The organism is Saccharopolyspora indica (assembly GCF_027853965.1).
GTDB lineage: Bacteria > Actinomycetota > Actinomycetes > Mycobacteriales > Pseudonocardiaceae > Saccharopolyspora > Saccharopolyspora indica.
Genome location: NZ_JAQGLB010000003.1, coordinates 170,227 through 192,574, shown reverse-complemented (window position 1 = coordinate 192,574; position 22,348 = coordinate 170,227). Strand labels below are relative to the sequence as shown.

The following is a 22,348-nucleotide window of genomic DNA, read 5'->3' as shown; positions in this document are numbered from 1 at the left end:
CCGCCACCGGCAGGTCGGCGGGCACGCCGTCAGGGCCGGTCGATCACCGTGCGGTCCGGGCTCGGAGCGGGACGCGCTTGGCGTGGGCCTTGAGGTCGAAGGCCGGGTCGGCGGCCTGTTCCGGCCGGAGCGGCGAGTCCGCTGCCAGCAGGCGGCGGGCGGCCAGGTGGTCGGCCGGCCGGTTGGCGGACTCGACCGCGGCCAGCTCGCCGCCGCGGAACCGGAACACCGAGAACTTCCCGGCGCCGACGTCGCCGCGGAGCACCTCGTCGTCGCCGGGAAGTCCGAGCCCGGCGATCTGCAGCCGCAGGTCGCCCTGGTCGCTCCAGAACCACGGCACGTCCCGGTAGGGGGCCGGGCCGTCGAGGACGGTGCGGGCGACGTGCCGGGCCTGGTCGGTGGCGTTCTGCACGGATTCCAGGCGGGTCCGCGCACCGAGGTGGTGGCTGGGGAAGCGGGCGCAGTCCCCGATCGCGTGGATGCGCTCGTCGCTCGTTCGCAGCGAGTCGTCGACGAGCACCCCGTCGTCCACCGCGAGCCCGGCCCGCTCGGCGAGATCCGTGCGCGGCGTGACACCGACGCCCACCAGGACGAGATCGGCCGGGTACCGCCCGTCCAGCGCGCTGGTCACCGCCGAGACCCGCCCGTCGCGGCCCTCGAACGACGCGACCCCTTCACCGACCCGCAGGTCCACGCCCGCCCGGAGGTGCGCATTCGCGACGAAATCCGCCATCGGCGCGGACAGCACGCGCGCCATCGGCCGGTCGGCCGCTTCGAGCACCGTGACGTCGAGACCGCGCTTGCGCGCGGCCGCGGCGAATTCGAGCCCGATGAATCCCGCGCCGACCACGACCGCCGTCCGCGCGCGTTCGAGATCCGCGCGGACGGCACGCGCCTCGTCCAGCGTGCGCAGGTGGTGGATGCCGTCGAGGCCGGCGCCCGCGACGCGCAGCGCCCGGTTGGCCGCCCCGGTGGCCAGCACCAGGCGCGAGTACGGCAGAACGCAGCCGCTGTCGAGCACGACCTCGCACCGCGCCCGGTCGATCTCCGCGGCTCGTGCCCCGATCCGCACATCGATGCCGACCCCGGCGAAGTGGCCCGCGGCGCGGATCGGCAGCGGAGCGGGTTCACCGCCCGGACGCAGGTGGTCCTTCGACAGCGGTGGGCGCTGGTAGGGCAGGACGTTCTCCTCGCCCACGACGGTGATGCCGCCCGCGAAACCCCCGGAGCGAAGCGAATCCGCTACCTGGAGCCCGCCCTGCCCAGCTCCGATGATGACGACGCGGTCTGCTGCGGGCATCGCTCACACCTGGCTGGCGGGGACGTCGACATCGATCTGCGGCAGGTCCGCGCCGAGCTCGATCTGGCAGCCGAGCCTGCTGCGCCGCGCGTCGCGGGGTTCAGCGGTGCACTCCAGCATCTCGTCCTCGTCCTCGCCGATCTCCGGCAGGCCGTCCAGGAACGGCTCGCGGACGTACACGTGGCAGGTCGCGCACATGGCCTGCCCACCGCACTCCCCGACGATGCCGCGGACCCCGCTGCGCACAGCGGCCCGCATGATGCTGGTGCCGGACTCGGCCTCGACGGCGTCGACCGCGCCGTCCTGGTGGTGGAAGTTCACCTTCGCCATCGGGAGTTCTCCTCGGTCGTCTCGTCGGGCGGGGGTCAACCGCGGTCCCACAGCACGGGGAGGCTGAGCACGCCGCGGAACACCCAGCCGCCGGACCGCGCGGGCGCGTCCGGATCCAGGCGCAGGTTCGGCAGCGCGTCGAACAGGCGCGGCATGGCGACGCCCACCACGGAGGCGCGCGCGACCCAGGCACCGGCGCAGAAGTGGTTGCCACCGCCGAAGGCGAGGTGCGGTTGCTTGGACCGGTCGATGTCGTAGCGGTCCGGGGCGTCGAAGACCTTCGGGTCGCGGTTGGCCGCACCGACGACCACGCCGAGCCGAGCGCCCTTCGGCACCAGCACTCCTTCCAGCACCGTGTCCTGAGTGGACTGGCGCGGATACATGCCGATGGGAGCGACCCAGCGGAGGGACTCCTCGAACGCGGCGGACCACCGCGACGGCTCGGCCAGCACCTGCGCGAGCTGGTCCGGATCGGACAGCAACGCCCACACCGTGGTGCCCAGCGCGTCCCTCGGCTCGTTGAGACCGCCGCCGATGGTCATCTTCAGGTTGGCGCGGACGGCGTCCAGCGGGATCGGCAGGTGCGCCAGCCCGGAAAGCAAGCTGTGGTCGGGATCCTCGCGCAGGAGCGGCAGCATCTCGTCGATCGCGGCGTCGACCTCGCGCGATGACCGCTCGGCCGCGGCCCACACCTCCGGGTCGTCGGCGTAGTTCCCGGTTCCGTCGATCAGGGTCTGCGACCAGCGCTGGAGGTCCGCCTGCGCCGCGTTCCGGAAACCCATGACGATCCGCAGGTTCTCGGCGGCGTAGGGCGCGGCGAACTCGGCGATGAGGTCGGCGCCCGGACCGGCCTCCTTCAGGCGCTCCAGGTACGTCGCGCAGTTCCGCTCGAAAACCGCGTTCCAGTGCCGCTTGATCGCGTTCGGCCGGAGAACTCCGCCGTAGGACTTGCGGTCGACGTCGTGCGCGGGGTCGTCCTTGCGGAGCATGCTGTGCCCCATGGCCCGCTTCATCAGCGATCCGGATTCGTTCGCGGAGAACCGCTCCTGGTCCTGTTCGATGGTGTGGCAGGCGGCGTAGTCGGTCACCAGGTACCGGTTCACCGCGGGGACCCAGTGCACCGGTGCTTCGGCGCGCATCCGCTGGTAGAGGGGGAACGGGTCGTCGTGCAGATCCGGGATGGTGACCCAGTCCGCGACCGGGATCGGGCGGGGCTGGGCCGGGTCGACAGTGCGGGTCATCGTTGACCGCCTCCACTTCGTCGAGGACTTCCAGCAGCCTCGCAGAGGCGAACAACTCATGTAAACTTCAAAGTTGTTGGCTACATCCACTACTGAGTAGTGGTTTGGCCGATGCGAGCGGGCCGGAGAGGACGTGATGGCGAAGTACACGCTTCGGCAGTTGACGTACTTCGTCGCGGTCGCGGAGACTGGCTCGATCTCGAGCGCCGCGAGCGGGCTGCACGTGTCGCCGACCGCGGTCGCGTCGGCGCTCAACGAACTGGAACGCGTCTTCGGCACGCAGCTCGTGGTGCGGCGCAAGGCGCACGGGGTGTCGCTGACGCCGGCGGGGAGCTACCTGCACTCCCGCGCTGCGGACCTGCTCCGGCAGGCCGACGACCTGGAGCTCAACGCGGCCAGCGGGGGAGCGGAGCTCAACGGCCCCCTGGTGATCGGCTGCTACGCCACCATCGCACCGACCGTGGTGCCGCCGCTGCTGGAGTGGTTCGCCGACAACCACCCGAAGGTCCAGGTGCGGGCGGTGGAGGGCAGCCAGTCCGAACTCCCGCGCAGGCTGCTCGCGGGCGAGCTGGAACTGGCGGTGGTCTACGACCTGAACCTCCCCACAGGCCTGGACTCCGTGGTGCTCTACGAGGCGCCCGCCTACGTCCTGCTGCCTGCCGGGCACCGCCTGGCGAAGCAGGCGGTGGTGTCGCTGGGCGAGCTCGCGAGCGAACCGATGGTCCTGCTCGACGTGCCGCCCGCCGCGCAGCACACGATGACCCTGTTCGACCGCGCCGGTGTGGTGCCGCGAGTGGCCCTGCAGGTGTCGGACTTCGAACTGGCCCGCTCGCTGGTCGCCCGCGGGATGGGCTACGCGGTCATGATCCAGCGGCCCGCGGTCGCCAAGTCCTACGAGGGACTTCCCTTGGTGGCGAAGGAGATCCGGCCTGCCGTGCAGCCGATCCGGGTGAAGGCGGTCTGGCCGACGGCGGTGCGGTTGACCGACCGGGGCCGGGCGCTGCTCGATTTCGCGCGAGACCCGGGACTTTCGAACGAGCCGGGCTCGCGGCGCCGGGCGAAGGCACCGCGAGCCCGCTGATCCGGGTGCTGCCGCAGCGGGGCGGGGGAGCTGCCCGGCCGCCCCACCTCGGGCGGCTACCGGTCGATCGCCGCGGTGAGCTTGGCCGCCCCGGGAATGTCCAGCGCGTCCGCCCCGAGGGACTTGCCGGTGCGGTCCTTGATGGTGAAGGCCGCGATCATCCCGATCACCGTGAGACCGAACAGGTAGGCCGAAACGGCCGCGGTGCTGCCGAAAGCGGCCTGGAGCCACGTCGCGATCATCGGGGCGAAGGCACCGCCCAGGATCGCGCCGAAGGCGTAGGACAGCCCGGCCCCGGAGTAGCGGACCTGGGCCGGGAACATCTCGGCGAGCATGGCCGCCTGCGGTCCGTAGGAGAAGCCGATGCCGATGCTGAAGACCAGCATCGCCAGCGCGGTCAGCACCACGCTCTTGGTGTCGATCAGCCAGAACATCGGGAAGACCCACACCAGCAGCACGGCGAAGCCGATCTTGTACACCGCGGTCCGCCCGATCCGGTCCGACAGGATCGCTCCCGACATCGTGGTGACGACCCAGGCGGCGCTGGTGAGGGTGACCAGGTTGAGGATCGTGGCGCGGTCCATCCCCAGCTCGGCCGTGGTGTAGGAGAGCACGTAGCCACCGGTGACCATGTACCCGGCCGCGTTGTTCGCGGCGAAGGTGAGCGCACCCTGGAGCACCTGCGGCCCGTTGAACCGGAACATCTGCACCAGCGGGAGCCGGACGCGAGGCTTCTCGTCATCGGCTCCGGCGAACACCGGCGACTCGGCGACGCCCAGCCGGATCGCCATGCCCACCGCGATGAGCACGACGGACAGCAGGAACGGAACCCGCCACCCCCAGTCGAGGAACTGCTGCTCGGTCGTCGTCGCGGTGACGATGCTGAGCACGGCGGTGGCGATCAGCATCCCGACGGGGACGCCGATCTGCGGGAAGCCGCCGTACCGGCCGCGCTGGTGCGCCGGAGCGTGCTCGACGGCCATGAGCGCGGCCCCGCCCCATTCACCGCCCGCCGAGAAGCCTTGCAGGATGCGCAGCACGATGAGCAGGATCGGGGCCCACATCCCGATCGAGGAGAAGTCCGGGACCAGGCCGATCGCCGTGGTGGCTCCGCCCATCAGCACGAGCGTCAGGACCAGCATGGCCTTGCGGCCCAGCTTGTCGCCGAAGTGCCCGGCGACCGCCGCACCGAGCGGGCGGAAGATGAAGCTCACCCCCACGGTGGCGAACGAGATCAGCCGTCCGGCCAGTTCTCCGTAGGAAGCCACGAACGGTTCGAAGAACAGGGGCGTCAGCACCAGCGCGGCGGCGTTGGCGTAGATGAAGAAGTCGTACCACTCGATGGTGGTGCCGATCAGCGTGCCCATCGCGACTCGGCGATGTTCTCGCCGAGTCCGTTCCCCGGTGTGTTCTCGGTCAGACATTGCAGCTCCCTTGCTGTGTCCGGTGCGATGTCGGGCTGACGCGGGCGCCGCTGTCGAAGCTGCTGCCCGGCTGCCCGCACCGCTGGGGGAGAAGCCCTCCGCGCCGACCGCGAACTCCGTTCCCGGTCGGCTCGGTGCTCCCGTCTGGTCTTCAGGAAGTGCGAGAGCGCCGTAGGCGTGCGGCCTCGTCGTGGTGCGTGGAGGTGAGCCGTCGGGGAGCTGGGGCGACTGCGCCCGGCTGGTGCCCGGGCGCGGTGGTCGCGAGGTCGCGGGTCAACGAAAGCTCCCAAGATCAGCTACGATATCGGATACGATCCAGGATATTGATCGGTGCGAGCTGCTGTTGTCAATGGTCAGCTGGCCGAGACCTGGCGGAGCTGGACCCCGGAACGTGAAAATCGTATACGTTTCGCGGGTGCCCGCCGACAGCACGACAGCCCCCTGAGGTGCTCGACACCGAGGCGTTGGCGGTGGTCGTGAACGCCTCCGGAGCCGGTGCGCGTTCGCGCCGGGCTAGTCCTGCGCGGTTCGGTGATCGAGGGCGTCGAGGAGCCGCTGGACGCGGTCGGCGTCCTTGATGCGGTGCTGGGTTCGGTAGAGCTCCAGGGCTTGTTGCCAGGCGGCGCGAGCCTGGTCGTGCTGGCCCAGCTCTTCGCGGGGATGGCCGAGGTGTTCGAGGATTTCGGCTTCGTTGTAGGTGTCCGTGAGTTCGCGGAACAGCTGGAGGGCTTGCTGGTAGAAGTCCTGGGCCAGGTGCGGGTCGCCGGTGTGGTGGGCGATGTAGCCGAGGCTGTCCAAGGCGTTGGCCTGACCGCCGCGGAGTCCGTGGTGGCGGAACAGGGCGAGGGCGGTTCGGCAGTGGGTGCGAGCTTCGTCGTAGTCGCCGAGGAGGGCCTGGTACCAGGCGGCAGCGTTGAGCGCGTGCGCTTCCTCGACGGGATCCTGGGCGGTGCGGAAGAGCTGCAGGGCTCGGAGGGCGTGTTCGAGGGCCGGCTGGTGCTGTCCTCGGTGCGTCCACGCCTGTGCCAGCAAGCGCAGCGCCAGGCCCTGGGCGTGGTGGTTCGCGGCGTCTTCGGCGAGTCCGAGCGCGCGGTGGAGGTGATCGGAGGCCTCGTCGTGCTGTCCGATACGTGCGTAGGAGTGGCCGAGGAGCCTGTGCGCCCGGGTCCGGGCGTCGATGTCATCGAGGTGATCGGACGAGATGAGCCCGGCACGCCACATGGCCACCCGGTCGTGGAGGTGCCCGCGCCGGAGGTGGAACGTGTCCAGCACCCACGCCAGGTTCCACACCGAGTCGTGCCAGCGGAGACCGGCGGCGGCGACCTGGACGGCGAGCAAGCACGCGTGCTCGGCGTCGAACCAGGCGAGCGCGGCCTGTTCATCGGTGGGAGGCACGGGTTGGCAGCTGGGCGGGGGCGGAACGAGGTCGATCTGGGGGCGGTGCGGGCTGAGCAGCCGATCACCGGCGCGTGCCGTGTGCACGTAGTGGCTGGTCACCCGCAGGAGTGCGGTGTCTCGTTGCTCCGCTGCCTGCTCGCGAGCTTTCTCCGTGGCGTAAAGACGGGTGAGGTCGTGCATGCGGTACCGGCCCGACGTGTGCTCGTCGAGCAAGGACATGCGTTCGAGCGTCCGCAGCGCTCTCTCGGCTTCGCGGTCGGGCACGCCGAGGAGGCTGGTTGCGGCTCGCGCGCTGATGTCGGGGCCGGGGGCGATGCCGAGGAGCCCGAATGCGCGGGCGGCATCCGGGGGCAGCGCGTCGTAGGACCAGGACAGGACTGCGCGGAGGCTGGACTGAGGATCGCCCGCGTCGAGGACGCCCAGTCTGGTCGCGGAATCGCGGAGCTGTTCTGCCAGGCTGTGGAGCGGGAAGTTGGGTTGGGTGAGTCCGCGGCCCGAGATGACGCTGAGCGCGAGCGGGAATCCTCTGCAGCGAGCCAGGATCTCGTCGACGGCGGCAGGCTCGGCGGCCAGGCGGGCGGCACCGAGCCGGGCGGTGAGCAGCTCGCGCGCGGCGGAGTCGGTGAGCGCGGCGAGGTGGAGCGGGCGGGCACCGTACCGGGTGGTCAACCGGGGCAGCCGATCGCGGCTGGTGATCAGGACCGCGCATGCCGGGGTTCCGGGCAGCAGTGGCACGACCTGGTCTGCGGTGCGGGCGTTGTCCAGCACGATCAGCATTCTCTTCTCGGCGATGAGACTGCGGTACAGGCTGGATTTGGCCTCGGTGCCGGACGGGATCATCGGAGGTTCGATGCCCAGCGCGGCGAGCAGGGTGTGAAGTGCGGAGGAAGCGGTGAGCGGCTCCTCCTTCGGGTCGAAGCCGCGGAAGTCGACGAAGAGCTGACCGTCGGGGAACCGGTCGAGATGCTGATGGGCCCAGCGCAGGGCCAGCGTGGTCTTCCCGATTCCGCCCTGGCCGCCGATCACGGACATCATGACCGCATCGCCGCGATCCGCAGTGGATTCCAGCAGTGCGGTCAGCGCATCGAACTCCGCGTCGCGCCCGGTGAAGTCTCCTGGCACGAGCGGGAGCTGGCGCGGGATCGGGCGAGCGGGAGCCGTGCGGTGGTGGTGTATCCCGCCGCTGATGGTGTGGGCCTGCACCATGGAGCCGGCGACCAGCTCGCTGACCCGGTTGCCAGGACCGTCTGGCTGCCGTTCGGCCATGCCCACCAGCTTGGCGGAAGCGCCCGACGTCGCTGATCACCGAGCGCGGATACCACCCCGATGGAGCATTCTCGTCACTCGATTCATCAACGGTGCGGCTGCGCGGGGTCCGGCGGACGGGAACCGCGTCGAGCCGGACGTCGTGAGCTTGGAGCGCCCCACGCCCGTTCGAAGTTGTCCAGCAGGATCCCGGAGGTAGCGGGGAGTATCAACTGTTCACACCGCTCGGGCGGCATTCCTGTGCACACTCGCCGTTGGGCGCACCCCGCTCTCCTCCCTAGCGTTCTCGGTCAGCAGATGCCGGAGGAGGCCGCGTGCGCCAAGTCGACAACGGGTGGATCGGATCGGACGCGGGTGCGATCGCTCGCGCCGTGACCGGACGGGAGGTGTCCGCACGAGAGGTCGTCGAGGCGCACCTCGCCCACATCGAGGCGAAGAACCGGGAGATCAACGCGATCGTCACCGTCGCGGTCGAGTCGGCGCTGGAGGCAGCGGACGCACTCGACGCGCGGCTCGCCAGGGGCGAGGTGGCGGGTCCGCTCGCGGGCGTCCCGTTCACCGTGAAGGACCTGATCGCGACAGCTGGTGTCCGGACGACGGCGGGGTCGCGCGCGCTCGTCGAGAACGTGCCCCGCGCCGATGCTCCGGCCGTCGCGGCGATGAAGGCCGCCGGGGCGATTCTCGTCGGCAAGACCAACACGCCCGAGTTCGGCGCGTCCGGCCTGACCCACAACGACCTGTTCGGCTTCACGGTGAATCCGCTGGGCACCGGCGTGGTGCCGCGGTCGCCGGGCGGGTCCAGCGGCGGCGAAGCGGCGGCGCTGGCGTCGGGGATGAGCGCGGTCGGGCTGGGCACCGACTTCGGCGGGTCCGTCCGCTGGCCCGCGCACTGCACGGGGCTCCGGTCGATCCGCCCGACGCCCGGCCGGGTGAGCCCCGACGGGCAGTACCCCGGCGTCCCGGCCGGTGACCACGTGCTGACCAACCCCGCGACGGTGCACGGCGCCCTGCAGACGATCGGTCCGATGGCGCGGAGCCTCGACGATGTCGCGCTCGTGCTCCGGGTGGTGTCGGAGCCGCAGTTCGGGTGGATCGAGCCCGCGTCGGTGGACGTCGACCGCCTCGACATCACCTGGGCACCCGGCGAGGGCACCGTGCCGGTCGGCGCGGAGATCGCCGGCGCGGTCGCGGAGGCGGCGGGCGAGCTCGGCGCCCGGGCGCACTCGGGATCGGCGCTGAGCAGCGCCCACGATCTGTTCGGGCGGCTGCGCGAGACCGAGACGCACACCGACATCGCGGCCTGCGGCGCCCCCGGCGACTTCGGGGCGAACATCCGGGACGTGCTCACCACGGCCGGGCGGGGAGGAAGGCACGAGGTCGAGGGCCTGTGGGCGGCGCGTGCCGCTCTCGTGCACCGGCTCCTCGGCGAGATGGGCGATGTGCTCGTGCTGCCGGTGGCTTCGATCCCGGCCCCGCCGCTCGGGCTCGACCACTTCGACGTGGACGGCCGAAGCCTCACCTGGCCGGAGGCGCTGGCGTGCTGCCGGGCGATCAGCGTGGCCGGGTTCCCGTCGGTGGTCGTTCCCATCGCGACGGCGGGCGACGGCATGCCGATCGGCGTGCAGATCGTCGCGCGGCCTTGGCAGGAGCACGTCGCGCTGGCCGTGGCAGCACGCCTTTGACGGGCCTCGGCTCGCCGCAGCCCGCTTTCGCGGTGGGGTCCGACGGGCTGGTGCGCGTTCCGGCCGCGGTCCTAAGGTCACAGTCTCGTACGCGCACGTGATCATTGCCCCCGGCAAGTAAGTAGGTTGTTGCCGTGACGGAGTGGAACACCGAGAACAGCTCTTGCCCGGATCCGGTCGACGCTGCCGCCGATCACCCGGTCTTCCACCCGGTGCTGTTCGCCGACGTTCTCTCGTCCCCGCTGCTGCCCGAGCCGACGGTCGTCACGGGCGACGTGACCGCCGCGCGCGACGTCACGAACGTCGCGGTGATGGTCCTCCCCGACATCGGCCCGTGGCTGCGCCCCGGCCAGCTGCTCATCACCTCCACGACGGTCCTCAGCCGTCTCGTCGGTCCGGCCTCCGACTTCGTGGCCATGCTCGACCGGCGCGGTGCGGCCGCGCTCGCGGTGCGGCTCGACGACGCGAGCCCCCTCCCCGAAGGGCTGGCGGCGGCCGCTGCGTCGCTCGCGTTCCCCGTCGTCACGATCACCGCCGACCACTCGGCCGACAGCCCGTTCGCGGACGGCCTGCCCGAGATGGCGGCGCGGCAGATCGACGCGGTGTTCCGCGCGGACCACACCCGGCGCGTCCTGCTCGACATCGTGATGGGCGGCGATGGGCACGCAGCCCTCGCCGACGGCGTCGCGCGAGAGCTGGACGGCGCGGTGCTGATCACGACTCCCGACGGGCGCCAGATCTGCGGTGCCGGTGACGAATCCGCGCTGCACCGCCTCGCGGCCAGCGCCGCCATCGACTCGACCGGGCGCTTCCGCACCGACTCCACCGAGGGCGGGCTCGGACTGCACCGGTTGGGCGGTGACCACCTGGCGGTCTCCGCGATCTGGGCGAACGGCATCGACCACGGCCGCCTCGTGCTCTTCAGCCCGGCGCGCAGCCTCACGAGCGAGGACCTCTACCTCGTCGAGCAGGCGGCGACGGTGTGCGCACTCGTGGTCGACCGCGAGCTGGCGGTGTCCGCGGTCGAGGAGAAGCACCGCGCGAACTTCGTCCGCGACCTGCTCCTCGGCCGCGGCGGCAAGCCCGAGCACGTCATCGCCCACGCCAAGACCTTCGGGTGGGACCTCGACCGGCCGGTGGTCGTCGTCGCGGTCGAACCGGACCTGGTCGGCGACGACACGGCGTCCGCACCGGCGCGCCTGCCCGTCGTCGAGCGGCAGGCGCGGGCGTTCACCGGTGCGGTCACCAGCCGCGATCCGGGCGCGGCCGTGACGGTGCTCGCGACGGAGATCGTGGTCCTGATGGGCCAGGGCAGCGACACGATGACGGTCGTCCACGAGTTCGTCGCCCAGGTCCGCGGTGCCGGCGGGGGCGGTCGTCAGCCGTTCAGCGTCGGAGTCTCCAGGGCGTCGGCCTCCGTCGCCGACCTCCCGGCGCTCTACGCGCAGGCGCGGACAGCAGTGCAGGTGGGGCGCCGGATCTCCGGGACGTGGGCGGTGACGCACTTCGACGACCTCGGGGTGTACCGGCTGCTCAGCCTCGTCGAGGACACCGACGAGCTGGAGTCGTTCGCCAGGGAGACGCTGCGGGAACTCGCCGAGGACACGGCCGAGGCGCAGGACATGCGGCGCACCCTCGAGGTGCTGCTCGCGACGAACATCAACATCGCGGAAGCCGCGCGGCAGCTGCACTTCCACTACAACACGCTGCGGTACCGGGTGGCCAAGCTGGAGAAGCTGCTCGGCTCGTTCACCGCGCACCCCGAACTGCGGCTCGACCTCTCCCTCGCGCTGAAGATCATCGCGATGCGGGGCATCAACTCCTGAGGCGGTCGCCGCCGGCCGGTCCGCACCGCCGACGTGACGCTGATTACTTCTGCCATGGGCGGCGCACCAGGATTGTCACTTGTTCACAAAACATCGAGCCAACGACCTCGGCAGGATCTCTGAAATGAAACCGTCGCCGTTCACCTACCACCGCCCCCGGGCGATCGACGAGGCCTGCCAGGTCCTCGCGGAGGTCGGGCACGAGGGCAAGGTGCTCGCAGGTGGCCAGTCGCTGATACCGCTGCTGTCCATGCGGCTGGCGGCTCCGGCGCACCTCGTGGACATCGGTTCGATCCCGGGCATGGACGCGGTTTCGGCGTCCACCGAGCAGGGTGTCACGTTCCACGCGCTCACCACGCACGCGGTGCTCGAGGCGGATCCGGCCGCGGCACGGGTGCAGCCGCTGCTGAGCCGGGCGCTGCGGCTGGTGGCGCACCCGACGATCCGGAACCGGGGCACCACCGCGGGCTCGATCGTCCACGCCGACCCGTCCGCGGAGATGCCCGCGGTCCTGGCACTGCTCGGTGGGACGGTGACCGTCCGGTCCGTGCGCGGTGACCGCGAGATCCACGCGGAGGACCTGTTCGCCGGGCCGCTCGAGTCGACGCTGGAACCGGACGAGATCGCAACGAGCGTCACCGTCCCCGCGGCCGTTCCCGGCGTGGGGACGGCGATCGACGAGATCGCCCGCAGGCACGGCGACTACGCGCTCGTCGGAGCCGCCGCGCAAGTGCGGGTGGCGGACGGCGTCGTCACGTCCGCGCGGATGACCTACGTGTCCGCAGGCGAGCTGGGGCAGGTGGTCGACTGCACCCCCGTGCTCCGAGGGGCGTCGGCGACCGACGACCGCGATCCCCGGTGGCAAGAGCTGTCCGAGGTCGCGCGAACGAGCATCGAGACCGAATCCGACATCCACGCCACGGCCCGGTACCGCTCGCAGCTGGTGGCGGTGCTCACCGCGCGAGTCGCGTTCGCGGCCGCGCAGGACGCGGTTGTCAACGGCGCGCGGATGTCCGCGGGAGGAAGGTGACCATGGCGCAGGAAGAAGAGCAGCTGGTCCGGCTGCGGGAGGAGACGGGCGAGCAGCACGTGGCGGTGACGTTCACGTTGAACTCGGTGCGGCGGACGGTGGTCCTGCCCGCGCGGACGCTCGCCTCCGACGCGATCCGGCACCACCTGCGCCAGACCGGCACCCACGTGGGCTGCGAGCACGGCGTCTGCGGCGCGTGCACGGTGCTGGTCGACGGCAAGCCGGTCCGGTCGTGCCTGATGCTGGCGGCGAGCCTGGAGGGCAGATCGGTGACGACCGTGGAGGGACTGGTCGAGCCCGACGGCACCCTGCACCCCGTGCAACAGGCGTTCATCGACTGCCACGGACTCCAATGCGGTTTCTGCACACCGGGTTTCGTCACCACGATCGCCGCCTTCCTGGAGCAGAACCCCGCTCCCACGGAGGCGGACGCGACCGAGGCGATCGCCGGAAACCTGTGCCGGTGCACGGGATACCACAACATCCGGGCAGCGGTGCTGCGGGCCGCCGAGATCAAGCGGGAGCGGTCGAGCGGGTCGGCTTTCGGGCCCGGCGACGAGGTGGCGCGGGAGCTGGTCGAGCACGAGGTCGGCGGAAGGGCGGAACGCGCATGAGCATCACGAAACCGCACCCGCCGAAGACCGCGGCTCCGGACGATGCACCGGAGCAACCGGACAAGCTGTTCGGCAAGCCCATCCCGCGCTCCGAGGACGCCCGGCTGCTCAGCGGCGAGGGCCGCTACCTCGACGACCTCGGCCACAACGCGCTGATCGCGGCCTTCGTCCGCTCACCGCACGCGCACGCCCGGATCACCGCGATCGACGTCGGCGCCGCGCTCGACATGCCCGGGATCCACGCGATCTACACCTACGACGACCTCGAAGCCGACTCGCCCGAGATGGCGGAGAACCTGCCGCTGCTGATCCCGCACCCGGCGATCGTCGCGCCGCGCAACGGATATCCGCTCGCCAAGGACGAGGTGAACCACGTCGGCGAGGCGATCGCGATGGTCGTCGCCGACAACCGGTACCTCGCCGAGGACGCGTGCGCCAAGATCGACGTCAGCTACGAGGTGCTCCCGCCGGTCGTCGGCATCGAGGCCGCGCGGCGCGCGGACCACGCCGTGCACGCCGAGATCCCCGACAACGTGGCCGCGCACCTGCAGCACGGCTTCGGCGACGTCGACGCCGAACTGGCGAAGGCGCCGCACCGCCTCACGCTCGACCTCGAGATAGAGCGGTCGGCGTCGATGCCCATGGAGGGCAAGGGCGTCTACGCCCGCTGGGACGACGACGAGCAGGCCCTCACCTTCTGGACGTCCACGCAGACCTCGACCTCCGCGCGGGCGGCCATCGCCGCGCGGCTGAACATGGCGCACAACAAGGTGCACTGCATCGCGCCCGACGTCGGCGGCGGCTTCGGCGTCAAGATCGTGCACCCGTGGCCGGAGGAGGTCATGGTCACCTGGGCCGCGCGCCGGCTCGGCCGGGCGGGGATCTCCAGCGAGGTCAAGTGGGTGGAGGACCGGCGCGAGCACTTCGTGTCGAGCGCGCACGAACGCGGGCAGACCCAGCAGGTCACGGTCGGGTTCGACGACGACGGACGGCTCCTGGCGTTCGACTTCGCGTTCTGGCACGACAACGGTGCCTACCTGCCCTACGGGATCATCGTCGTGCTCAACACGGCGACGCAGGTACTCGGGCCGTACAAGCCGAAGTCGTTCCGGGTCGACGCCTACTCGCTGTACACCAACACCGTTCTGGTCACGCCCTACCGCGGTGCGGGACGCCCGCAGGCGGTGTTCGCGATGGAGCGGTCGATGGACGCCATCGCGAAGCACCTCGGCAAGGACGTCATCGAGGTCCGGGAGACCAACTTCATCCGGCCCGAGGAGATGCCCTACGACTTCCACCTCACCTACCAGGACGGCCGGCCGCTCATCTACGACACCGGCGACTACCAGGCGGGCATGGACAAGCTGAAGGAACTGGTCGGCTGGGCGGACTTCGCCGAGCACAAGGAGCGGGCGCGGGCCGAGGGGCGCACCATCGGCATCGGGATCGGCGCCTACGTGGAGGGCACCGGGCCCGGACCGTACGAAGGCGCCCACGTGCTCGTCGAGACCTCCGGGAAGGTCAAGGCGGCCACCGGGCTGACCACCCAGGGCCAGGGCCACCAGACGACGTTCGCGCAGATCGTCGCCGACGACCTCGGGGTGCCGGTGTCCGACGTGGAGATCGTCACCGGGGACACCCGCCGATTCGGTTACGCGGTGGGAACGTTCGCCTCGCGCGGCGCGGTGATGTCGGGTTCGGCGTTCCACGTGGCCGCGCAGCTGGTCGCGGACAAGGCCCGCAAGATCGCCGGTGAGCACCTGCGCCTCGACCCGGACGAGCTCGAGCTCCGCGGCGGCCACGTCTGCAAGATCGGCACCGAACCCGGCGCGGAGGGCACCTCGATCCCGCTCGGCGTGGTGGCGGTGCTGTCGAATCCGCTGCGCTACGCCTTCGACCGCTCGTCGCGGCAGGCGACCGGGTTCGCGAAGGCGGACGCGGACATGTCCGTCCCGCCGGTCCCGGCGGGCGAAGCGCCCGGGCTCGAGGCCACCGGCTACTACTCGCCGCCCGGGTCGACGTTCGCCTCCGGCGTCCACGCGGCGATCGTCGAGACCGACCCGGAGACCGCCGAGATCCACGTGCGCAAGTACGTGGTGATCCACGACTGCGGCAACGTCATCAACCCGCGCGTCGTCGAAGGCCAGGTGCAGGGCGCCGTGGTGCAGGGCATCGGCGGCGCGCTGTACGAGGAGATCGTCTACGACGAGCACGGGCAGCTGCTCAACGCGTCCTACATGGACTTCCTGATGCCCTTCGTCACCGAGCTCCCCGACTCGCTCGACATGGACCACACGGTCACGCCGTCCGGCCTCAACCCGCTCGGGATGAAGGGGGCGGGCGAGGCCGGCGTGATCCCGACCTCGGCCGTGATCGCCGCGGCGATCGAGGACGCCGAGGGCATCCCGGTCAACGCCATGCCGATATCCCCGTCGAAGCTGTTCGAGCTGCGTCTGGAGCACGCGGCGGCACAGAGCAAGGAGAACGGATGAAGATCGCCGGTACCGCGCAGCTGACGGCCCCGCCGGAAGTCGTGTACGACCACCTGCAGGACGGTCGCGTCCTCGCGGCGACCATCCCCGGCGTGCAATCGCTGGAACAGCTCAGCGACACCCACTACAAGCTGTCGGTCACGGCGGGCGTCGCGTCCATCAAGGGCACCTACGAGGGCGAAGTGCGCCTGTCGCGGCAGAACCGGCCCGAGTCGTTCGTGATGACGGCTTCGGGTGCGGGAGCTCCGGGCACCGTGACCGCGGACGTCCTGGTGCGGCTGGAGGAGCACGACGGCGGCACCCGGCTCAGCTACGACGCCGACGCCGTCGTCGGGGGCATGGTCGGCGGCGTCGGGCAGCGGATGATCACCGGTGTCGCGAAGAAGATGGCCGGTGTGTTCTTCAAGGGCCTCGACGAGGTGATCGCCAACGGGGTTCCGGCGGGACCGGAGGCCGCGCCCGCCGAGGTCACCGGACCTCCGGAACCCGCAGCGCCCGGGGCGCCCGCCGCCCGGGCCCCGGAGGGCGCACCCGCGGCGAACGTTCTCGTGCCCGCGCTGGTCGGTGCGGGAATCGCGCTCGCCGGTGTCGTCATCGGCGGTCTTCTCGCCCGGACCGGCAGAGCGCGGTAAGCACCGGACACCTCCCTTCCCAGCACCCCGGGCCGAACCGGCCCGGGGTGCTGTCGTGTCCGCGGGTGTCGAACGGAAATGAGGCGCCGACTTCGGCGAGATGTGCCGAAGAACGCGCCCGGCCCAGCCGGTGGAATGGGCGCACACGTCAGGTGCGTACCGGCGAGAGCCCCCAGGAGGAAGCGTGGAATCGAGGAAGGTCCGAGTCGGCATCGACACCGGCGGAACGTTCACCGACATCGTGGCCGTGGACGAGGAGTCCGGCGACGCCGTCACGACCAAGACCCCGTCGACCCCGGCGGACCCGGCGCAGGGCTTCCTCGCCGGCATCGAGAAGGTGCTCGCGAAGCTGGGCGAGACCGGGGAGGCCATCTCCGCGGTCAGCCACGGCACCACCGTCGCCACCAACAAGCTGCTCGAGGGAAAGGTGGAGAACCTGGGGTTCGTCACCACCGAGGGCTACGAGCACGTGCTCGAGATCGCGCGGCAGTCGGTGCCGGACGGCTACGGCAACTCCTACTTCTGGGTGAAGCCGGACCGCATCGTGCCCGCCGACCGGGTTCGCACCGTCGGCGGTCGGCTCACCTTCGACGGCAGCGAGCTCCGCCCGCTCGACGAGGACGACGTCCGGGCGGCGGCGCGGTTCTTCGCCGATCGCGGCACCCGCACCATCGGCGTCTGCCTCATGCACTCCTACGCCAACCCCGCCCACGAGCGCCGGGTCAGGGACATCTTCCTGGAGGAGTTCCCCGAGGCGACCGTGAGCATCTCCAGCGAGGTGCTGCGCGAGTACCGGGAGTACGAGCGGTCCATCACCACGCTCGTCGACGCGGCCGTGAAGCCGAACATCCGCGACTACGTGAACAACATCGCCAACCGCCTCCGCGAGTTCTCCTCCGCCGACGGAGCCGCCCGCGACATCCCGTTCTACGTGATGAAGTCCAACGGTGGTGTCCTGTCGGCCAAGGAGGTCGTCCACCAGCCGATCACGACCGTCCTGTCGGGGCCTGCCGCGGGTGCCCTCGGCGCGGCGCTCATCGCGAGCGCGGCGGGCGTCGAGCAGGTGCTCACCTGCGATGGTGGCGGCACCTCCACGGACGTCACGGTCGTGGTGCAGGGCGAACCTGCCCTGACCACCGAAGGTCGCGTCGGGGTGTACCCGTCCAAGATCCCGATGATCGACGTCGTCACGGTCGGGGCCGGCGGCGGCTCCATCGCGTGGATGACCCCGGAGGGCACGCTGCGCGTGGGCCCGCAATCGGCGGGCGCGGACCCAGGACCGCTCTGCTACGGCAAGGGCGGCGACCAGCCGACCATCACCGACGCGCACGTGCTGCTCGGCCGGATTCCCCCGCACCTGCTCGGCGGGGAGATCCCGCTCGACACCGGGCTCGCCCGCAAGGGCGTCGAGGAGCTCGCCGGCCGGCTCGGCCTCGGTTTCGAGGAGTGCGCCACCGGAATCCTCGAGGTGTCGGCGTGGAACCAGGCGAACGCGCTGCGCCAGGTCACCATCAAGCGCGGCCTCGACGTCCGCGACTTCACCCTGGTGACGTTCGGCGGATCGGGATCGCTGCTCGCGTGCCGGCTCATCGACATCCTCGGGCTCAAGGACGTCCTCGTCCCGCTCAACCCGGGCAACGTCTCCGCGTTCGGCCTGCTCACCGTCGACGTGCGCAACGACTACGTGCAGACCCACGTCTCCCGGCACGACCGCCTCCGCGTCGAGGAGCTCCAGTCGGTCCTGGACGCGCTGGCCGGTGACGCGGAGCGCGCGCTCGCCGAAGAGGGCTTCGCCCCGGAGCACCGTCGCTACGCGCGGTCGGCGGACCTGCGCTACCTCGGGCAGGCCTTCGAGGTGCGGGTCCCGATCGGCGACGGCCCGGTGACGCGGGAGCTCATGGCGGAGACCGCGGAGCGCTTCCACCGAGCCCACCGGGAGCTCTACGGCTACGACTTCCGCGGCGATCCCGCGCAGCACGTGGAGTGGGTCAACCTCCGGGTGAGCGGCATCGGGCCGATCAAGCGGCCCGCCCTGACCGAGATCGCAGCCGGGCGCGGCGCGGAGGCGGCCGTCACGAGCACTCGCGAGACCTACTTCGACGAGTGGGTCACCGCCCGCGTCTACGACCGGGCGCTGCTCGGTGCCGGTGACGTCCTCGACGGTCCCGCGGTGATCGAGGAGTTCAGCTCCACCATCCCCGTGCACCCCGGTTTCCGGGCGCACGTCGACACCTTCGGAAACATCCGCATCGCCAAGTCGTCCGACTCGAACGGAGCCAACCGATGACCGCGTCCACCGAACGCCCCGACTCGCGGGTGGCCAAGCCCTACCGGCTGACTCCGCTCGACGGCACCGCGCCCGACCCGGTGCTCGTGGAGATCGTCGCCGGCTACCTCGCCAGCGTCGAGATGGAGGTCGAGACCTCGATCGCGCGGACCTCGCGGTCCCCGATGATCCGCGACGCCCACGACTTCCGCGCCGGCATCCACGACCGGCACCTGCGCAAGCTCACGGGCCGCTCGTACTCCGCGCTCGTCCACCCGGTCGCCAGGGACTTCCCGCTGGAGACCATGAAGCCCGGCGACGTGTACTTCCACAACGACGTCTACCTCTCCGAGGGCGGCATCGGCCACCTGCCCGACCTCTGCGTCACCGTGCCGGTGTTCGGCACGCGCGAGGGGGACGACGAACCGACGGTGGTCGCCTTCGTGCAGGCCTTCGGCCACCACGACGACATCGGCGGGGGCTGCCCGGGCTCGATGCCCTCGGGCGCGACGTCGGTCTACGAGGAGGGGCTGATGGTCCCGCCGATCAAGCTGTGGGCGGAAGGCGTGCCGAACGAGGCGGCCCTGCGCATCATGACCCGGAACTCGCGGACCCCCGACGCCCTCGCCGCCGACCTCGACGCCGAGTGCTCGGCGTGCCTCATGGGTGCCCGCCGGCTCACCGAGCTGTTCGACCGGTACGGGGTCGCGACCGTGGAGTCGTGCTTCGACGCGATGATGGACGCGACCACGGAGACCTACCGCCGCGAAATCCTCAGCAAGATCCCGACGGGCGAGTACACGTGGGAGGACTACGCCGAGCACGACGGCGTCGACGAGCCGAAGCTGCACACCCAGCGGATCACCCTCACCAAGACCGCGCCGGACAGCGAAGGCGGGGAGCGGCTGATCCTCGACTTCACCGGCACCGGACCGCAGGCGAAGGGGCCGATCAACCACTGCGGCGACTACGCCGACGGCAACTTCCTCGTCAAGTGGCTCGCCCCGATCCTGCGGAACCTGGCGGACACCCCCGAGCGCATGGCGGAGCTGGACGTCAACGAGGGCGTCGTGCCGCTGATCGAGATGAAGTTCCCCGAGAAGGGCACGCTCATCACGCCGATCTTCCCGGCGCCCACCAACGCCCGCACGTTCGTCATCCTGCGGCTGCTCGGCGTGCTGGCCGGTGCCGTCGCGAAGGCCGTCGACGGGAACATGCCCGCCGACCAGGAGACGATCCGCTACACCGGCGTGTACGGCGAGGACCGCGAGGGCAACCCCTACTTGATGCGGGAGGTCCTGGGCGGCGGCTCCGGCGGCAGGCACTACGCGGACGGCGAGGACACCATCCACGTCGTGCCGGATTCGCGGAACCTGCCGACGGAGTTCACCGAGAGCCGGTTCCCGTTCATCGTGGAGAAGCTCGGCCTGGCGATCGACTCGGGCGGTGCCGGTCGCCATCGAGGCGGCCTCGGCTACGAGAAGCACATCCGGATGCTCAAGGACGCGCACTTCATGTCCATCGCCGACCGGTCCATCCTGTCGTGCTGGGGGGTCAAGGGCGGCAAGGCCGGTGCCCCGTTCTCGGTGGTCCTCGACCCGGGCGGGCCGAACGAGCGCGAGTTCGACGCCTTGACCGACGCCGAGCCGATCCGGGCGGGCGAGGTCGTGCGGATCCGGACCACCGGCGGTGGCGGCTGGGGCGATCCGCTGGACCGGCCGATCGACGAGGTCGTGCAGGACGTGCTGTGGCGCAAGGTGTCTCCGGAAGGTGCGCGGCGGGACTACGGGGTCGTGCTGGCCGCCGGGTCGACGGCCGACGAGCCCGTCGCGGACGCCGCGGCCACCGAAGCCCTGCGCGAGCGCATCCGGGCCGACCGCGGCCCGAACGAGCCGTTCTTCGATCGCGGACCCGGCTACGAACGCCTCTCCGGCGGAGCGACGTTCGCCGAGTACGACTTCGTCCAGCGGTGAACCGATGACCGGAACCTCCTCCCGCGGCGCCGATCTCGCCGTGATCGGCGCCGCGGGAAAGACCGGCACCTCTGTCGTCGGGGCCCTCACCGGCCTCGCGGACGTGCGCCCGGTGGTGCGCACCGCTCGGCGCCCCGGTGACGTCGCCGTCGACCTCGACACCGGCGCCGGTCTCGACCGGGCGTTGCAGGGGTGCCGGGGCGTGTACGTCATCGCCCCGAACGTGCATCCCGACGAGCCCGGACTGGTGCGGCGCGTGCTCGCGGCGGCCGCGTCGGCCGGTGTCGAGCACGTCGTCTACCACTCGGTCGCGTGGCCCTGCACCCCGGCCATGCCGCACCACGTCGACAAGGCGCGGTGCGAGGACGAGCTTCGAACCTTCGGCGACCTGCGGTGGACGATCCTCCAACCGTGCGCCTACGCGGAGAACTTCAGCGCGGTGCTCACCGGTGAAGCCGACGAGGTCGACGTGCCCTACAACCCCGGCTCGCCGTTCTCGTTCGTCAGCCTGAACGACATCGCTCAGGCCGCCGCGCGCGTCCTCGTCGACGGCGGCGATGCCCACCACGGAGCCACCTACGAGCTGGGCGGTCCCGAGGCACTCAGCGTCCGGCAGCTGTGCGCCCGCGCAGCGGCTGCGAGATCGCGGCCGGTGTCGGTGCGTCAGATCTCCGTCGACGAGTGGAAAGCGCGGCACGGCGCGGCGATGCCGGATGACGCCGTCGCGCGTTTGGCGGCGATGTTCGACTTCTACGACAAGCACGGATTCCTCGCGAGCAGCGCACATCTGGAACACCTGCTGGGCCGCTCACCCGCGTCGGTCGACGACCTCTGCCGCGCGGCAGCAACTCGATCGTCAGGCGGGCCATGAAGACGTGTCGCGGATTGCCCGGATCACGGCGTCCGGGCGGAGCCAGGCGATGCCCGAGTGGCCGACGTCGTCCAGGCGGCGGAGCTCCGCGCGGGGGAGTGCCGCGGCCAGGTCGGTGTAGAGCCGGTGCTTGGCCTGGTTGGACTCGGCCGCCGATTCGCGGGCTTCGGGCGGCACCAGCTCGTCGGCGAAGGTGTCGGTGCCCATGGCGGAGACGATGATCAGCGGTAGGTCGGGGTCGGGACCGGCGTCGCGGACTTCGGCGAACAGGTGCGGCAGGTTCATCGGCTCCCGCAGGGACTGCCGGTAGCCGGTGCTGCTGAACCCCTGGTCGAGCAGTGGTTCGCGGATCTCGGCGGGGAAGTCGGCGAGGGCCCGCGCGAACGTCGTCCGGTACGCGGTCCGCATCGCCTCCACCTGCTCGGCCGGGAACAGGTCGTCGGGGCTCAGGTTCCTCAGCCGCTGCGCGGCCTCCTCCGGGAGGTAGTCGACGACGTCCTCGTGAGTCGGGTCGAGCAGGACCAGACCGGCCACCTCGCCGGGGAACCGCTTCGCGTACAGCCGTGCGTACAGGCCACCCAGCGAGTGCCCGACCAGCAAGTACGGGCCGGGGACAGCCGCGACGCGGAGCAGCTCGTGCAGGTCGTCGGTCACCTGCGCGCCACTGCGCGGGAGCTCCACCACATCGCTCCAGCCCGTGCCGAGCCGGTCGTAGATGACGCTCGTGCTGAACTCCGCGACCAGTTCGTGCAAGTTCCAGTAGTACAGCCCGAACATCCCGCCACCGGCCAGGAACACCACCGTCGGCCCACCGGACCCGGCCTGGTGCAGCAACATCGCTCCACCCGAAACCCGGTACCGCACCCCCAGCGGCGCTGCGTTCGCGATGTCCTCCACCATGCCTGGCTCTCCTCCCGCCGGA

General features: G+C 71.1%; 16 protein-coding genes. 10 read left to right on the top strand and 6 right to left on the bottom strand.

Annotated features, from left to right (window positions below; genetic code table 11):
- Positions 1–43 precede the first annotated feature (43 nt).
- From OU416_RS08245 to OU416_RS08235, 3 genes are read right to left on the bottom strand one after another with little or no spacing between them, the layout of a single operon-like run.
- Positions 44–1,300: an NAD(P)/FAD-dependent oxidoreductase gene (locus tag OU416_RS08245; protein ID WP_270926253.1), complete on the bottom strand. Its 1,257-nt coding sequence runs from the start codon at positions 1,298–1,300 to the stop codon at positions 44–46.
- A gap of 3 nt (positions 1,301–1,303) precedes the next feature.
- Positions 1,304–1,630: a 2Fe-2S iron-sulfur cluster-binding protein gene (locus OU416_RS08240; protein WP_270926252.1), complete on the bottom strand. Its 327-nt coding sequence runs from the start codon at positions 1,628–1,630 to the stop codon at positions 1,304–1,306.
- A 35-nt stretch (positions 1,631–1,665) separates the two neighbouring features.
- Positions 1,666–2,871, bottom strand: coding sequence for a cytochrome P450 (locus tag OU416_RS08235; RefSeq protein ID WP_270926251.1), 1,206 nt, complete (start codon positions 2,869–2,871; stop codon positions 1,666–1,668).
- A 136-nt stretch (positions 2,872–3,007) separates the two neighbouring features.
- Here OU416_RS08235 and OU416_RS08230 point away from each other — a divergent pair, with 136 nt between their 5' ends.
- The gene (locus OU416_RS08230; protein ID WP_270926250.1) at positions 3,008–3,952 is read left to right on the top strand and encodes a LysR family transcriptional regulator; all 945 of its coding nucleotides are present in this window, start codon (positions 3,008–3,010) and stop codon (positions 3,950–3,952) included.
- A gap of 56 nt (positions 3,953–4,008) precedes the next feature.
- Here the strand turns inward: OU416_RS08230 and OU416_RS08225 are convergent, their stop codons facing one another.
- Both OU416_RS08225 and OU416_RS08220 read right to left on the bottom strand, forming a co-directional pair.
- A complete protein-coding gene (locus OU416_RS08225; RefSeq protein ID WP_270926249.1) occupies positions 4,009–5,319 on the bottom strand; it encodes an MFS transporter in 1,311 nt (436 codons plus the stop codon).
- A 570-nt stretch (positions 5,320–5,889) separates the two neighbouring features.
- Positions 5,890–8,040 (bottom strand): ATP-binding protein, encoded by a 2,151-nt coding sequence (locus tag OU416_RS08220; protein ID WP_270926248.1) that lies wholly within the window; start codon positions 8,038–8,040, stop codon positions 5,890–5,892.
- A 314-nt stretch (positions 8,041–8,354) separates the two neighbouring features.
- Here OU416_RS08220 and OU416_RS08215 point away from each other — a divergent pair, with 314 nt between their 5' ends.
- The 9 genes from OU416_RS08215 (at position 8,355) to OU416_RS08175 (ending at position 21,426) form a co-directional block, all read left to right on the top strand.
- Entirely contained in the window at positions 8,355–9,722 is a 1,368-nt protein-coding gene (locus tag OU416_RS08215; RefSeq protein WP_270926247.1) for an amidase, read from the top strand.
- A 134-nt stretch (positions 9,723–9,856) separates the two neighbouring features.
- On the top strand, positions 9,857–11,548 hold the full coding sequence (locus OU416_RS08210) for a helix-turn-helix domain-containing protein (protein WP_270926246.1): 1,692 nt from the start codon (positions 9,857–9,859) through the stop codon (positions 11,546–11,548).
- Positions 11,549–11,672: 124 nt separating this feature from the next.
- Positions 11,673–12,578 (top strand): FAD binding domain-containing protein, encoded by a 906-nt coding sequence (locus OU416_RS08205; protein WP_270926245.1) that lies wholly within the window; start codon positions 11,673–11,675, stop codon positions 12,576–12,578.
- A gap of 2 nt (positions 12,579–12,580) precedes the next feature.
- Complete coding sequence (locus tag OU416_RS08200; protein WP_270926244.1) at positions 12,581–13,192, top strand: (2Fe-2S)-binding protein; 612 nt, start codon at positions 12,581–12,583, stop codon at positions 13,190–13,192.
- The gene (gene cutA, locus OU416_RS08195; protein ID WP_270926243.1) at positions 13,189–15,684 is read left to right on the top strand and encodes an aerobic carbon-monoxide dehydrogenase large subunit; all 2,496 of its coding nucleotides are present in this window, start codon (positions 13,189–13,191) and stop codon (positions 15,682–15,684) included. Before OU416_RS08200 ends, cutA begins: the two co-directional genes overlap by 4 nt.
- The gene (locus tag OU416_RS08190) at positions 15,681–16,316 is read left to right on the top strand and encodes an SRPBCC family protein (RefSeq protein ID WP_270926242.1); all 636 of its coding nucleotides are present in this window, start codon (positions 15,681–15,683) and stop codon (positions 16,314–16,316) included. Before cutA ends, OU416_RS08190 begins: the two co-directional genes overlap by 4 nt.
- A 184-nt stretch (positions 16,317–16,500) precedes the next feature.
- Complete coding sequence (locus OU416_RS08185; RefSeq protein WP_270926241.1) at positions 16,501–18,603, top strand: hydantoinase/oxoprolinase family protein; 2,103 nt, start codon at positions 16,501–16,503, stop codon at positions 18,601–18,603.
- Positions 18,600–20,555: a hydantoinase B/oxoprolinase family protein gene (locus tag OU416_RS08180; protein WP_270926240.1), complete on the top strand. Its 1,956-nt coding sequence runs from the start codon at positions 18,600–18,602 to the stop codon at positions 20,553–20,555. The genes OU416_RS08185 and OU416_RS08180 overlap by 4 nt, the downstream gene beginning before the upstream one ends.
- A gap of 4 nt (positions 20,556–20,559) precedes the next feature.
- Positions 20,560–21,426, top strand: a complete 867-nt coding sequence (locus OU416_RS08175) for an NmrA family NAD(P)-binding protein (RefSeq protein ID WP_270926239.1) — start codon at positions 20,560–20,562, stop codon at positions 21,424–21,426.
- On the opposite strand, the gene OU416_RS08170 is transcribed toward OU416_RS08175, so the two are convergent.
- Entirely contained in the window at positions 21,412–22,326 is a 915-nt protein-coding gene (locus OU416_RS08170; protein WP_270926238.1) for an alpha/beta fold hydrolase, read from the bottom strand. The two genes, OU416_RS08175 and OU416_RS08170, sit on opposite strands and share 15 nt — an antisense overlap.
- Between the last annotated feature and the right edge of the window lie 22 nt (positions 22,327–22,348).

Bases quoted from the DNA above. Each gene is read 5' to 3' on its own strand.
- OU416_RS08245 (WP_270926253.1), bottom strand. From the start codon at position 1,300: ATGCCCGCAGCAGACCGCGTCGTCATCATCGGAGCTGGGCAGGGCGGG.
- OU416_RS08240 (WP_270926252.1), bottom strand. From the start codon at position 1,630: ATGGCGAAGGTGAACTTCCACCACCAGGACGGCGCGGTCGACGCCGTC.
- OU416_RS08235 (WP_270926251.1), bottom strand. From the start codon at position 2,871: ATGACCCGCACTGTCGACCCGGCCCAGCCCCGCCCGATCCCGGTCGCG.
- OU416_RS08230 (WP_270926250.1), top strand. From the start codon at position 3,008: ATGGCGAAGTACACGCTTCGGCAGTTGACGTACTTCGTCGCGGTCGCG.
- OU416_RS08225 (WP_270926249.1), bottom strand. From the start codon at position 5,319: ATGGGCACGCTGATCGGCACCACCATCGAGTGGTACGACTTCTTCATC.
- OU416_RS08220 (WP_270926248.1), bottom strand. From the start codon at position 8,040: ATGGCCGAACGGCAGCCAGACGGTCCTGGCAACCGGGTCAGCGAGCTG.
- OU416_RS08205 (WP_270926245.1), top strand. From the start codon at position 11,673: ATGAAACCGTCGCCGTTCACCTACCACCGCCCCCGGGCGATCGACGAG.
- OU416_RS08200 (WP_270926244.1), top strand. From the start codon at position 12,581: ATGGCGCAGGAAGAAGAGCAGCTGGTCCGGCTGCGGGAGGAGACGGGC.
- cutA (WP_270926243.1), top strand. From the start codon at position 13,189: ATGAGCATCACGAAACCGCACCCGCCGAAGACCGCGGCTCCGGACGAT.
- OU416_RS08190 (WP_270926242.1), top strand. From the start codon at position 15,681: ATGAAGATCGCCGGTACCGCGCAGCTGACGGCCCCGCCGGAAGTCGTG.
- OU416_RS08180 (WP_270926240.1), top strand. From the start codon at position 18,600: ATGACCGCGTCCACCGAACGCCCCGACTCGCGGGTGGCCAAGCCCTAC.
- OU416_RS08175 (WP_270926239.1), top strand. From the start codon at position 20,560: ATGACCGGAACCTCCTCCCGCGGCGCCGATCTCGCCGTGATCGGCGCC.
- OU416_RS08170 (WP_270926238.1), bottom strand. From the start codon at position 22,326: ATGGTGGAGGACATCGCGAACGCAGCGCCGCTGGGGGTGCGGTACCGG.